At 63.2% G+C, this 12,588-nt stretch carries 13 protein-coding genes; 9 read left to right on the top strand and 4 right to left on the bottom strand.

All coding sequences use genetic code 11. From position 1 onward, the window contains the following. The first annotated feature begins 87 nt into the window (after positions 1-87). The 6 genes from ACVWWD_RS25290 to ACVWWD_RS25265 all read left to right on the top strand — a co-directional run bounded on the left by ACVWWD_RS25290 (position 88) and on the right by ACVWWD_RS25265 (position 5,579). Positions 88-813, top strand: a complete 726-nt coding sequence (locus ACVWWD_RS25290) for a gamma-glutamylcyclotransferase (protein ID WP_023769603.1) — start codon at positions 88-90, stop codon at positions 811-813. A gap of 121 nt (positions 814-934) precedes the next feature. Next, complete coding sequence (locus ACVWWD_RS25285; protein WP_352547903.1) at positions 935-2,290, top strand: NAD(P)-dependent oxidoreductase; 1,356 nt, start codon at positions 935-937, stop codon at positions 2,288-2,290. 5 nt (positions 2,291-2,295) lie between these two features. Continuing rightward, entirely contained in the window at positions 2,296-3,138 is an 843-nt protein-coding gene (locus ACVWWD_RS25280; protein WP_352547901.1) for a class I SAM-dependent methyltransferase, read from the top strand. A 12-nt stretch (positions 3,139-3,150) separates the two neighbouring features. Then, positions 3,151-4,464 carry an NAD-dependent dihydropyrimidine dehydrogenase subunit PreA gene (gene preA, locus ACVWWD_RS25275; RefSeq protein ID WP_023769606.1) on the top strand — a complete coding sequence of 438 codons (1,314 nt, stop codon included), beginning with the start codon at positions 3,151-3,153 and terminating at the stop codon, positions 4,462-4,464. Between the two features lie 106 nt (positions 4,465-4,570). Next, entirely contained in the window at positions 4,571-5,089 is a 519-nt protein-coding gene (locus tag ACVWWD_RS25270) for an RrF2 family transcriptional regulator (RefSeq protein WP_015317148.1), read from the top strand. 31 nt (positions 5,090-5,120) lie between these two features. Then, complete coding sequence (locus ACVWWD_RS25265) at positions 5,121-5,579, top strand: carboxymuconolactone decarboxylase family protein (protein WP_023769608.1); 459 nt, start codon at positions 5,121-5,123, stop codon at positions 5,577-5,579. A gap of 119 nt (positions 5,580-5,698) precedes the next feature. Here ACVWWD_RS25265 and ACVWWD_RS25260 read toward each other — a convergent pair whose 3' ends face one another. Both ACVWWD_RS25260 and ACVWWD_RS25255 read right to left on the bottom strand, forming a co-directional pair. Next, positions 5,699-6,421, bottom strand: coding sequence for an SDR family oxidoreductase (locus ACVWWD_RS25260; RefSeq protein WP_457103476.1), 723 nt, complete (start codon positions 6,419-6,421; stop codon positions 5,699-5,701). Further along, a complete protein-coding gene (locus tag ACVWWD_RS25255) occupies positions 6,418-7,257 on the bottom strand; it encodes an SDR family NAD(P)-dependent oxidoreductase (RefSeq protein WP_352547896.1) in 840 nt (279 codons plus the stop codon). The genes ACVWWD_RS25260 and ACVWWD_RS25255 overlap by 4 nt, the downstream gene beginning before the upstream one ends. Positions 7,258-7,360: 103 nt before the next feature. On the opposite strand from ACVWWD_RS25255, the gene ACVWWD_RS25250 reads away from it, so the two are divergent. Next, complete coding sequence (locus tag ACVWWD_RS25250) at positions 7,361-8,242, top strand: helix-turn-helix transcriptional regulator (protein WP_352547894.1); 882 nt, start codon at positions 7,361-7,363, stop codon at positions 8,240-8,242. A 12-nt stretch (positions 8,243-8,254) separates the two neighbouring features. Here ACVWWD_RS25250 and ACVWWD_RS25245 read toward each other — a convergent pair whose 3' ends face one another. Continuing rightward, on the bottom strand, positions 8,255-8,890 hold the full coding sequence (locus ACVWWD_RS25245; protein ID WP_023769612.1) for a TetR family transcriptional regulator C-terminal domain-containing protein: 636 nt from the start codon (positions 8,888-8,890) through the stop codon (positions 8,255-8,257). Between the two features lie 241 nt (positions 8,891-9,131). On the opposite strand from ACVWWD_RS25245, the gene ACVWWD_RS25240 reads away from it, so the two are divergent. Beyond that, positions 9,132-10,460 carry an aspartate aminotransferase family protein gene (locus ACVWWD_RS25240; RefSeq protein WP_023769613.1) on the top strand — a complete coding sequence of 443 codons (1,329 nt, stop codon included), beginning with the start codon at positions 9,132-9,134 and terminating at the stop codon, positions 10,458-10,460. 98 nt (positions 10,461-10,558) lie between these two features. On the opposite strand, the gene ACVWWD_RS25235 is transcribed toward ACVWWD_RS25240, so the two are convergent. Then, positions 10,559-11,197: a TetR/AcrR family transcriptional regulator gene (locus ACVWWD_RS25235; protein ID WP_023769614.1), complete on the bottom strand. Its 639-nt coding sequence runs from the start codon at positions 11,195-11,197 to the stop codon at positions 10,559-10,561. Positions 11,198-11,318: 121 nt separating this feature from the next. Between ACVWWD_RS25235 and ACVWWD_RS25230 the strand changes: the two genes are divergently transcribed. Then, a complete protein-coding gene (locus ACVWWD_RS25230; RefSeq protein WP_023792266.1) occupies positions 11,319-12,569 on the top strand; it encodes a Zn-dependent hydrolase in 1,251 nt (416 codons plus the stop codon). Positions 12,570-12,588: the final 19 nt, after the last annotated feature.

Raw genomic sequence — 12,588 nt, 5'->3', positions numbered from 1 at the left:
TCGGGAACGGCAAGGCGCACCCTCTTGGCGATCGTGCGTGTCTTGCGATTTTCGCGTTGCTTGGCCCCGAGGAGGGGTCGTCGTTCCATGCGGCAGATGTCACTCACAGCCGAGCTTGTCGCACTGTGCCATCGCGAGGAGGCCGATCCCGGGCCCAGCGGCAGCTGGACGCAACTGAGCGACGAGGATTTCCGGGTCCTCTCCGAGCGGCTCGCCGATGAAGCAGATGCGGGGCCGCTATGGGTGTTCGCCTATGGCTCGCTGATCTGGAAGCCGGCTTTCGAGTCCGTCGAACGCAAGCGGGCCACCGCCCATGGCTGGCACCGCTCGTTCTGCATCGACATGGTTCGCTGGCGCGGCAGCGTCGCGCAGCCTGGACTGATGATGGCGCTGGAACGCGGTGGGCGGTGCGATGGTGTGATCTATCGTTTGCCGGAAGGGGAGAAGGCTGCTCGGATCGAAAGGCTGTTGCGGCGCGAGATCGACGATCACGAGAGCGTCGCTTCGGTCAGGTGGGTCCCGGTGCGTACGGCGCAAGGGCATCTGCGGGCGCTGGGTTTCTGGGTCGGGGTGACGGGCAGGGGCACTTCGCTCGGGCAGCCGCTGGAGACAGTGGCACGGGTGCTGGCGCGCGCCTGCGGCCATGTCGGCTCCGGGGCGGAATATCTTTACAACACTGTGAGCCACCTCGAGGAATTCGGCATCCGCGACCGCAATCTTTGGACGTTGCAGCAATTGGTCGCCGACGAGATCAGGTCGATCCACGGCAATGGCAGGGGTGGCGGCCCCATCCCAGCGTCACCGTCATCATAACATGAATACAATTGTCATATTTTCTTGCAGTCTTTTCAACGGCTTACCCCAAAAATTGACCAATTGATAAAAAAACAAAACGTGCTAGCCTTCCCCAAAACGAAAACATGGGGAACTGAGAATGCCAGAAGGCCAGTTCAAAGAGGGTATTGTCGGCGGCCGGCTTCTGCCCGACCAATACGCGGACAATTTTTCCGACCTGCATCCCCCGCTCGATCACCACGAGGCGCTGGTCGAATCCGACCGCTGCTATTTCTGCTACGACGCGCCGTGCATGAACGCATGCCCGACCTCGATCGACATTCCGCTGTTCATCCGCCAGATCTCGACCGGCAACCCGATCGGGTCGGCCAAGACCATCTTCGACCAGAATATTTTGGGCGGCATGTGCGCCCGCGTCTGTCCCACCGAGACGCTGTGCGAGGAGGTTTGCGTGCGCGAGGTTGCGGAAGGCAAGCCGGTCCAGATCGGTCGTCTTCAGCGCTACGCCACCGATGTCGCGATGAGCGAGAGCAGGCAGTTTTATCCGCGTGCCGAGCCGACAGGAAAGACCGTAGCCGTCGTCGGCGCCGGCCCGGCCGGTCTTGCCGCCGCGCACCGGCTCGCCCGCCATGGCCATGACGTGACCATCCTGGAGGCGCGCCCGAAGGCGGGCGGCCTCAACGAATATGGCATTGCCGCCTACAAGAGCGTCGACAACTTCGCCCAGGCCGAGGTCGACTATGTCACCGCGATCGGCGGCATCGACATCCAGAACGGCAAGACGCTCGGCCGCGACTACCAGCTCTCCGACCTGATCCGCAATTACGACGCCGTCTTCCTCGGCATGGGGCTTGGCGGCGTCAACGCGCTGCGCGCCGATGGCGAGGATGCCGCCGGCGTCACCAATGCGGTCGAATTCATCGCCGAATTGCGCCAGGCCAGCGACCTCTCCGGCTTGCCGGTCGGCCGCCGCGTCGTCGTCATCGGCGGCGGCATGACGGCGATCGACGCCGCCGTGCAGTCGAAGCTGCTTGGCGCCGAGGAGGTGACGATCTGCTACCGGCGCGGCCAGGAGCATATGAACGCCTCCGAATTCGAGCAGGACCTGGCCGCCGCCAATGGCGTCACCATCCGTCACTGGCTGCAGCCGAAGCGGGTGATTACCGAAAGCGGCAAGGTCAGTGCCATCGAACTCGAATACACGGCGCTCGACGGCGAGCGGCTTGCCGGCACCGGCGAGACGCTGACGCTGGTTGCCGACCAGGTGTTCAAGGCCATCGGCCAGAGTTTCGTGCCGGTTGCACTCAACGGCAGCGGGGCGTCGATCGATCTTGAAGCCGGCCGCATCAAGGTCGACGCGCAAGGGCGCACGTCGCTGGCCAAGGTCTGGGCCGGTGGCGACTGCATATTCGGTGGCGACGACCTGACCGTTTCGGCCGTGGCGCAAGGGCGCGACGCGGCGGAAAGCATCCACAGGAACCTGACCCAGGGATAAGGATCATGGGCACGGTGGAACCGGGCATTGCCCGTCACTATGAGATTTCAGGCCTGGAGGAGCGGATTCTTGCCGCGCTTGCCGACACCGGCGTGGAAATTGCCCATCTGAGCGCCGACGATCTCGCAGCGGTCGACGAATTCCACATTGGCGGCATCGCCGCCACCCGGGAACTCATCGACCAGATGGGGCTGAAGCCTGGAGCCCGGCTTCTCGACATCGGTTCAGGCATCGGCGGTCCGGCCCGTTTTGCCGCGACCAATGCCGGCGCCGATGTCACCGGCATCGACCTGACGCAAAGCTATGTCGATATCGCGACCAGCCTGTCGAAGCGGGTGGGAATGGCCGGCAAGACGCGCTTCGTGCAAGGCAGCGCGCTGGACATGCCGTTCGCCAAGGCCAGCTTCGATGCGGCAATGATCCTGCATGTCGGCATGAACCTGCCTGACAAGGCCAAGCTGATGAGCGAGGCCGCTCGCGTGCTGAAGCCCGGCGGCGTCTTTGCCGTCTATGACGTGATGCGGCTCAAGGATGGGGCACTGACCTATCCGCTGCCATGGGCATCCGACGCGACCATGTCGTTAGTCGCCACGCCTGCTGATTATCGAGCGGCCGCGACCGCCTGGGGCTTTTCGGTAACCGCCGAGCGCCCGCGCGGCGCTTTCGCCATCGAGTTCTTCGCCACCATGCGTGCCCGCATGGCCGCCGCGCAGGCCGAGGGAAAAAAGCCGCCGCCAAGCGTCGGCCTCGTCATGGGCGAGGATGCCCGCACCAAGATCGCCAATCTCACCGCCGCGCTTGAGGGCGGCAGTCTTGCACCCGTGGAAATGCTCCTTCGTCTCCGTTGAAAGGGACCTGTCATGGCTGACATCAGAAACAATTTCGTCGGCATCAAATCGCCCAATCCGTTCTGGCTGGCGTCGGCGCCGCCGACCGACAAGGCCTACAATGTCATCCGCGCTTTCAAGGCGGGTTGGGGCGGCGTCGTCTGGAAGACGCTTGGCGAAGAGGGGCCGCCGGTGGTCAACGTCAACGGCCCGCGCTACGGCGCGATCTGGGGTGCCGACCGGCGCCTGCTCGGCCTCAACAACATCGAATTGATCACCGACCGCGATTTGCAGACCAATCTTCGCGAGATGAAGCAGGTCAAGATGGACTGGCCCGACCGCGCGCTCATCGCGTCGATCATGGTGCCATGCGTCGAGGAAAGCTGGAAATCGATCCTGCCGCTGGTCGAGGAGACCGGCGCCGACGGCATCGAGCTCAATTTCGGTTGCCCGCACGGCATGTCGGAACGCGGCATGGGTGCGGCCGTCGGCCAGGTGCCGGAATATATCGAAATGGTGGTGCGCTGGTGCAAGCAATATACGCGCATGCCCGTCATCACCAAGCTGACGCCCAACATCGCCGATATCCGCAAGCCGGCGCGGGCAGCGCATGCCGGCGGCACCGACGCTGTGTCGCTGATCAACACCATCAATTCGATCACCGGCGTCGACCTCGACAGTTTCGCGCCGATGCCGACCATCGATGGCAAGGGTTCGCATGGCGGCTATTGCGGCCCGGCGGTGAAGCCGATCGCCATGAACATGGTGGCCGAGATCGCCCGCGATCCCGAAACCCGCGGCCTGCCGATCTCAGGCATCGGGGGCATCACCACGTGGCGGGACGCCGCCGAATTCATGGCGCTGGGCGCTGGCAATGTGCAGGTCTGCACGGCGGCGATGACCTACGGCTTCAAGATCGTGCAGGAGATGATCGCCGGCCTCGAAAACTGGATGGACGAGAAGGGCCACCGGTCGCTCGACGACATCATCGGCCGCGCCACGCCCAACGTCACCGACTGGCAGTATCTCAACCTCAACTATGTCGCCAAGGCGCATATCGATCAGGACGCCTGCATCAAATGCGGCCGCTGCCACATCGCCTGCGAGGACACCTCGCACCAGGCGATCACCAACGTGGTCAACGGGGTCAGGCATTTCGAGGTGATCGAAGCTGAATGTGTCGGCTGCAATCTCTGCGTCAATGTCTGCCCGGTTGACAATTGCATCACCATGGAGCCGCTAGCGGCCGGCGCGTTGGACCAGCGCACCGGCAGACCGGTGTCGCCGGTCTATGCAAACTGGACCACGCACCCGAACAATCCGATGGCCAAGGTGGCGGCGGAGTAGGGGCAACCTTCAAAAGCGGCGTCTCCGGACGTCGCTTTTTCCATTTTGCTATTGCAGATAATTTTTATCCAGGATATGTCTTATCGGTGAATTGGAGACTGGCACTATGAAGCTGGGCGAGGGCGTTGAGGCGGCCATCCACTGCGCGGCGACACTGGCGAGCGTCGACGGCAACAGTACGATGCCGGGCGCGGCGCTGGCGGAATCCTTTGGCCTGTCGCCGAGCTATCTCCTGAAACACCTCAATATGCTGACAGCGTCCGGCATTCTGGAATCAGTGCCGGGTCCCGCCGGCGGCTACCGGCTGGCACGGGCTGCCGAACGCATTACGCTGCTCGACATCGTGCTCGCCATCGAAGGGCGCGAGCCGGCTTTTCGCTGCGGCGAGATCCGCCGTAACGGTCCGGTCAAGATCGATGCCTCTGCCTATGTCAAACCTTGCGGCATCAATGCGGCGATGCTGAAGGCGGAGCGCGCCTATCGGGCAGCCCTCGCCGAGGTGAAGTTGTCCGACATCGTGGCGGACTACGCCGCGGAAGGCGACCCCAGATCGTTTGCCGCGAGCTGCGCCTTTGTCGAGCGCCATCAACGGCGGCAAAAACCCAGTTCAACCAACCAAGCCTAAGTTACCTCCCAAGGATGCGAAAGGAAAGACGATGAAACAGAGGCTGCAGTTTTTTGCCAAGGCGCCCGAGATCATGAAGGCTGTGTCGGCGCTCAACAAGGCGGTCGACGAATGTGGACTGGAGGTGAGCCTGCTGCACCTGGTCAAGCTCAGGGCCTCGCAGATCAATGGCTGTTCCTTCTGCGTGGAGATGCACAGCCGCGAAGCCAGGCGCGACGGTGAGACCGAGCAGCGGCTCTATCTCGTCGCCGCCTGGAAGGAATCGCCGCTGTTCTCCGAGCGCGAACGCGCCGCCTTCGCCTGGACCGAAGCGGTGACCCTGATCGCCAGCAACGGCGTGTCGGACGAACTCTACGCCCGCACGCTGGAGCATTTCTCGCAAGAGGAGTTGGTCAAGCTCTCCGTCGCGGTCGGCATGATCAACACCTGGAACCGGCTTTGCATTCCGTTTCACGCCATCCATCCAATGCCGGCCTCCAAGGCGGCCTGACAGTCCGGACATCTTTGGGGCGCCGCGGGGAAAGGCGGCGCCCCTGCTGTTTCAAAGGATGTCGCGCTGAGCGGAGGGTTTTTGACGCTGATTGCGCAGACGCTTTAACTCTCCAACGTTTACGCCGCGAACCGCAGGCCGCCGTCGCAGGTCAACACCTGGCCGGTCATGAAGCCGTTGGAGACGAGGAAGGCTATCGCCGAGGCGACGTCCTCGGCGCGGCCGATGCGGCCGACCGGCGTTTTCCCCGCATATTCTGCAAAGACCGCCTGCCGCTGCTCTGCGGGCAGAAAGTCCCACCATGGCGTGTCGATGACACCCGGCGCCACGACGTTGACGCGCAGCGGCTTCAGTTCGACGGCCAGGATCGGCGCGACGGTCAAGAGCATGCCGTTGATGGCGCCGATGCCCGCGACGCCCGGCATGGCGACCTGCGCCGACACCGCCGAGATGAAGGTGACCGACCCCGATTTGTTCAGCGTCGGCAAGGCCGCCTGCAGGCAGGAGAGTTGCGGCCGTACCTTCTCCTCGACGCCGCCGCCGATGTCGGCAAGGTCGAGGGTCTCGAACGGGCCAAGGCCCTTGCCGCCGCTCGCCGCCAGAACGAGGTGGTCGAACGGACCGAGGCGCTCGAAGAACTGGCGCGCCTCATCCGGCTTCGAAGCGTCGAAGGCAGCCTTGCCGGCGGCGCCGCCAAGACTTTTCCAGGCGCCGACGAGCTTGTCCTGGTTGCGCCCGGTGATCGTGACCTTCATGCCCGGGCCGAGCAGTTTGCGCGCCGTCGCCAGGCCGATCCCGGATGAGCCGCCGATGATGACTGTGTGTTCGGTTCTGTTGGTCATGGCTGTTCTTCCTTCGATTCTGGCGGAGCCATCCCGACGAGGTCTAGGCTCAGGCTTCGCAATTGTTGTCTTGCCTTGACGTCATGGGCCTGGGCGTCGGCGCGGGATTCCTGCAGGCCGTCGAAATAGAGGCCGCTGCGCCCTTCCAGCGCGGGCGAGGTGGCGAGGTTCAAGATAGCTTCGGCGCCGGTTTCGACCGAACTCCATGGCGTGACGCCCGCCTGGCGGACCATGGTGGTGTTCATGTAACTCGCCGGATGCAGCGCGTTGACGGTGACGCCGCTGCCTTTCAACTGCCCGGCCAGATCGACGGTGAACAGGATCTGGGCCAGCTTGCTCTGGCAATAGGCGCGCACGCCGCTGTAGCCGCGGGTCAGCATGACATCGCCGAAATCGATCGCCTGCTGGCCGGCCGAGGCGACATTGACGATGCGCGCCGGCGCGCTCGCCTTCAGCAGCGGCAGAAGCTCCGAGGTCAGCAGGAAGCCGGCGAGATAATTGACGGCAAAGCGCAACTCGTAGCCATCGGCGCTTGTCTGTCGTTCGTCCCCGGCGGTGCCGACGCCGACATTGTTGATGAGGATGTCGAGCCGATCGGTGCGTGCGCGAACGGTCGCGGCGAGCCGGCGGACTTCGGCCAGCGAGGCAAGGTCGGCGGCACAGAATTCTGCCTTGCCGCCGGCGGCTTCGATCTCGGCGATGACGGCGTCTCCGCGTGTGGCATCGCGGCCATGCACCAGCACCCGTGCGCCGGCGGCACCCAGCCTTTGCGCTACCACGCGGCCGACGCCATCGGTCGAGCCTGTGATGAGGACGGTCTTGTCTTTCACTTTCATGTTCAGAGCCTCCTGTTGTTGCTCTGAACGCAAGATGGAGCGCTTCGCCCATGTCAAACAGTTCAAACTTTATCCTGGTATCAATACTGCTATAATGACCGGCATGAACGCTCCCGTTGCCTTCACCCGATCAGCCGAGGAGAGCCGCCGGCGCGAACTCGGCGCCTTCCTGCGGTCGCGCCGGGAAAGACTGGCGCCATCGGCTACGGGCATCGCGACGGGGCCGAGACGGCGCACACCGGGTCTGCGACGCGAGGAAGTGGCGATGATCGCCGGTGTCGGCACCACCTGGTACACCTGGCTCGAGCAGGGCAGGGACGTGCGGCCCTCGGTGGAAGTGCTGGCGGCGCTCTGCGAGGCTTTGCGCCTCGACGCCGTCGAGAAGCGGCATCTGTTCATCCTGGCCGGCCGCCAGCAGCCGGAGCGTCGTGTGGCGGCGCCTGAAAAGGTCGACGCTACGCTGTTGCACATGCTGCAAAGCCTGGTGCTGCAGCCCGCCTATGTCGTTGGCCGTCGTTGGGACGTTCTTGCCTGGAACGACGCGGCCGTGGCGGTGTTCGGCGACTACGGCCTGCTCGAGGGCGATAGCAGAAACATCGTCCACATGGTGTTCACCAACCCGCACCATCGCCGCCTGCTGGTCGACTGGGAAGAACTCGCCCGCGTGGTGCTTGCTTCGTTTCGTGCCGAAAGCGCCAAATATGTCGGCGATCCGGATTTCGAACGGCTGATCGCGCTGATGATGAGTTCAAGTCCCGAGTTCCGTGACTGGTGGCCCCGGCGCGACGTGGCGCGCAGGCTGACCGGCGTGAAGCATGTCCGGCATCCCACGGTGGGCTTGCTGGCCTTCGAGCATATGAGCCTGTCAATCGACGACGGCTCGGACATGCGGCTGATCGTCTACACACCGCTCGCCGAGCAGAACTCGATCGCCAAACTTCAACAATTGCTCGAGGCGATGCCGGCCGAACGGCGCAGCGCGTGAGCCGTCGTATGATCAAGCCTTCGGCTTCAGCCCATCGAGGAACAATTGCTCGAGGAAGCGGGCAGCGTCCTCGAAGCGGCCGTCGCCGCCACGGTTCGGCCCCAGCACGGCGCGGACCTGGACATCGAAATCGGCGTAATGCTGCGTCGTCGCCCAGATCGAGAAGATCAGGTGCCAGGGATCTGTCCGGGCGATCTTGCCGGCGCGCATCCAGCCCTTGATGACGGCGGCTTTCTCGTCGACCAGCGTCTTCAACTCGCCCGCCAGCAGCGGCATGATACGCGGCGCGCCTTGCAGGATCTCGTTGGCGAAGAGGCGGCTCTCGCGCGGAAAGTCGCGCGCCATTTCCAGCTTGCGCCTGATATAGCTCCTGAGTTCGGTCATCGGATCGCCGATGTCGTCGAGTTCCCGCAGCGGCGCCAGCCAGGTTTCGAGCAGCCGTTCCATCAATGTCTCGTGGATGTCTTCCTTGCGGCGGAAATAGTAGAGCAGGTTCGGCTTCGACATGCCGGCGGCTTCGGCTATCTGGTCGATGGTCGAACCGCGGAAGCCGCTGGTGGAAAACACTTCGAGCGCGGCCTCAAGGATCAGTTCGCGTTTTTCCTGCTGGATGCGGGTGCGGCGAGGGGCTTGCGTGCTCGTGGTCACCGTTGCGGGCCCTCGCCTTGCCAAATCTCGCATTCAAGGTCATCTGGACCAATTCTCTGGACCAGTTTTTCCCTAGGCTGTGGAACGCACTTCAGGAGCCGCATTTCCGCTAGTAATCCATTGACCGCCGACATGGCGGTGCTAACGTTTGTCCAATCGGTCAAAATTTGCGTAGCATGAAAGCGCGGCAAAGACCAAGCGTTGGACGCAGCGAAACAGGTTACAAGGGGAAGTCTTGGTCATGTCCAACCGGCTGAAAGTCACGCCGAACGATCTCAGCGCATTCTGGATGCCGTTCACGGCAAACCGGCAGTTCAAGCAGGCGCCGCGCATGTTCGTGTCCGCCAAGGACATGCATTACACGACCAGCGATGGCCGCAAGGTATTGGACGGCACCGCCGGCCTGTGGTGTGTCAACGCCGGCCATTGCCGCCCGAAGATCACCGAGGCGATCCAGCACCAGGCCGCCGAACTAGACTATGCACCCGCCTTCCAGATGGGCCATCCGATCGTGTTCGAACTGGCGAACCGCCTGGTCGACCTTGCGCCCAAGGGCATGGACCATGTCTTCTTCACCAATTCCGGTTCGGAATCGGTCGAAACGGCGCTGAAGATGGCGATCGCCTATCATCGCGTGAAGGGGGAAGGCTCGCGCACCCGCCTCATCGGCCGCGAGCGCGGTTATCACGGCGTCAATTTCGGCGGCATCTCGGTCGGCGGCATCGTCACCAACCGCAAGATGTTCGGCACGCTGCTGGGCGGCGTCGACCACATGCCGCACACGCATCTGCCGGAGAAGAACGCCTTCTCCAAAGGCGTGCCGGAATATGGCGCGGAACTCGCCAACGAGCTGGAGCGTATCGTCGCCCTGCATGACGCCTCGACCATCGCCGCCGTCATCGTCGAGCCGGTCGCGGGTTCCACGGGCGTCATCCTGCCGCCGAAGGGCTATCTCGAGAAGCTGCGCGAAATCTGCACCAAGCACGGCATCCTGCTGATCTTCGACGAGGTCATCACCGGTTTCGGCCGTCTCGGTGCGCCGTTCGCGGCCGACTATTTCGGCGTCACGCCCGACATCATGACCACCGCCAAGGGCGTCTCCAACGGCGTCATCCCGATGGGCGCGGTGTTCGTGAAGAAGGAAATCCACGACGCCTTCATGACCGGCCCCGAGCACATGATCGAATTCTTCCACGGCTACACCTATTCGGGCAACCCGATCGCCTGTGCGGCTGCACTCGGCACGCTCGACACCTACAAGGAAGAGGGCCTGCTGACGCGCGGCGAGGAACTGGCGCCTTACTGGGAAGAGGCACTGCATTCGCTGAAGGGCGAGCCGCATGTCATCGACATCAGGAACATCGGCCTGATCGGTGCGATCGAGCTGGCGCCGATCGCCGGCAGTCCGACAAAGCGGGCCTTCTCGGCCTTCGTCAAGGCGTTCGAGCGCGGCGCGCTGATCCGCACCACCGGTGACATCATCGCACTGTCGCCGCCGCTGATCATCACCAAGGGCCAGATCAACGAACTGATCGACCATGTGCGTGAGGTGCTGCGGTCGATCGACTGAGGCCTGATGCGGCCACGCTCCCACACAGGAGAGTGGCCGCGAAGCGGCTGGTCGGCGCGGCACCGCGCCGGCCTGATTTTTGCCGCAAACGGTCGGAGTCAGGCGGGCCGCGCGCCGATCCCGGTCAGGATCACCCGCTTGATATTGTCCTTGGCTTCCCGCCATTGCCGGTCGGACAGAGGCTTGCCGCCGTTGAGTGTTTCGATCTGGTGTCCGAAATCGGCATAATGCTGTGTCGCGGCCCAAAGCATGTAGAGCAGGTGGCGTGGATCCACCGGGTCCATCTTGCCTTCCTCGATCCAGCGCCTGATGATTTCGACGCGGCCGTCGGTCCATTCGCGCAGCGTTGATTCCATATAGTCCTGAAGCACAGGCGCACCGTGCATCACTTCGGAAGCCCAGACCTTGGAGCCGTCCGGATGGCGGCGCGATATTTCCATCTTGGCGTCGATATAGGCACTGATGCCGTCGATCGGGCCGCGCGCCGCGTCGAAGCAATTGGCCGCCTGTAGCCAGATTTCAAAAATGTTCTGGACTACGGATCGGTAGAGTTCTTCCTTGGTGGCGAAATAATAGTGGAGATTTGCCTTTGGCAGACCCGCCAGATCGGCGATCAACTGCATCGTGGCGCCGCCAAACCCTGCCTCCGCGAAAACCTTTTCGGCGGCGACGAGAATGGTTTTTTCATTCTCCCGGCGGATGTCCTGTCGCCGCATGGGGCGGGTGGGTTCAGCCATGTCTTCCCCAAGATTCTAGTTGACCGGTTGGTCAGGTTGTGTAGTTTAAAAGCTGACCATACGGTCAGGCTGCAATTCACTCAAGGGGCGACAAGACTCCTGGTGTAGATGGGAACTCAAGATGGCCGCACCCGGCGAGAATCTGCGAATCAATTCAGACCGTTTGTGGGATTCGCTGATGGAGATGGCGAAGATCGGCCCCGGCATTGCCGGCGGCAACAATCGCCAGACCGTGACCGACGAGGACGGCGAGGGCCGGCATCTGTTCAAGCGCTGGTGCGATGCCGCGGGGCTCGAAACGGGCGTCGACGAGATGGGCACCATGTTTGCCCGCCGCGAAGGCACCGACCCCAGCCTGCCTCCGGTCTATGTCGGCAGCCATCTCGATACGCAGCCGACCGGCGGCAAATATGACGGCGTTCTCGGGGTTCTCGGCGGCCTGGAGATCGTGCGCTCGCTCAACGACCTCGACATCAAGACGAAACATCCGATCGTCGTCACCAACTGGACCAACGAGGAGGGCGCGCGCTTCGCGCCGGCGATGATGGCATCCGGTGTGTTCGCCGGCGTGTTAGACCAGGCCGATGTCTACGAGCACACGGACAAGAACGGCAAGAAATTCGGCGAGGAACTGGAGCGCATCGGCTGGAAGGGCACCGAGAAGGTCGGTGATCGCAAGATCCACGCCTTCTTCGAACTGCATATCGAGCAGGGCCCGATCCTCGAGGACGAAGAGATCGACATCGGTGTCGTCACCCACGGCCAGGGCCTGAAATGGCTGCAGGTGACGCTGACCGGCAAGGAGGCGCATACCGGCTCGACGCCGATGCCCAAGCGCCGCAATGCCGGGCTCGGCATGGCCCGAGTGATCGAATTGGTCCACGAGATCGCCATGGACTACCAGCCCGACGCTGTCGGCGCGGTCGGCCACATGGAAGTCTACCCGAACTCGCGCAACATCATCGCCGGCCGCACCGTTTTTACCATCGACATACGCTCGCCGGAAAAGGAAGTGCTCGACGCCATGGATGGCCGCATCCGCGAAGGCATCGACACGATCTGCGATGCGCTCGACATCCAGTACAAGATCGAGCAGGTAGGCGCTTTCGATCCGGTCACCTTCGACAAGGGCTGTGTCAAGGCAATCCGCGATGCGGCCGAGCGGCTCGGCTACACGCACCGCAACATCGTCTCGGGTGCCGGGCACGACGCCTGCTGGATCAACCGCGTCGCGCCGACCGCCATGGTGATGTGCCCATGCGTGGATGGGTTGAGCCACAATGAGGCCGAGGAAATCACCAAGGAATGGGCCGCGGCCGGCGCCGACGTTCTGTTTCATGCCGTGGTGGAAACGGCCGTCATCGTGGAGTGAACTTAGAGATTTACGTTCA

The organism is Mesorhizobium sp. URHB0026 (assembly GCF_054059755.1).
The sequence above is the reverse complement of the archived record's forward strand: the minus strand, read 5'-3'. Positions and strand labels throughout refer to the sequence as shown.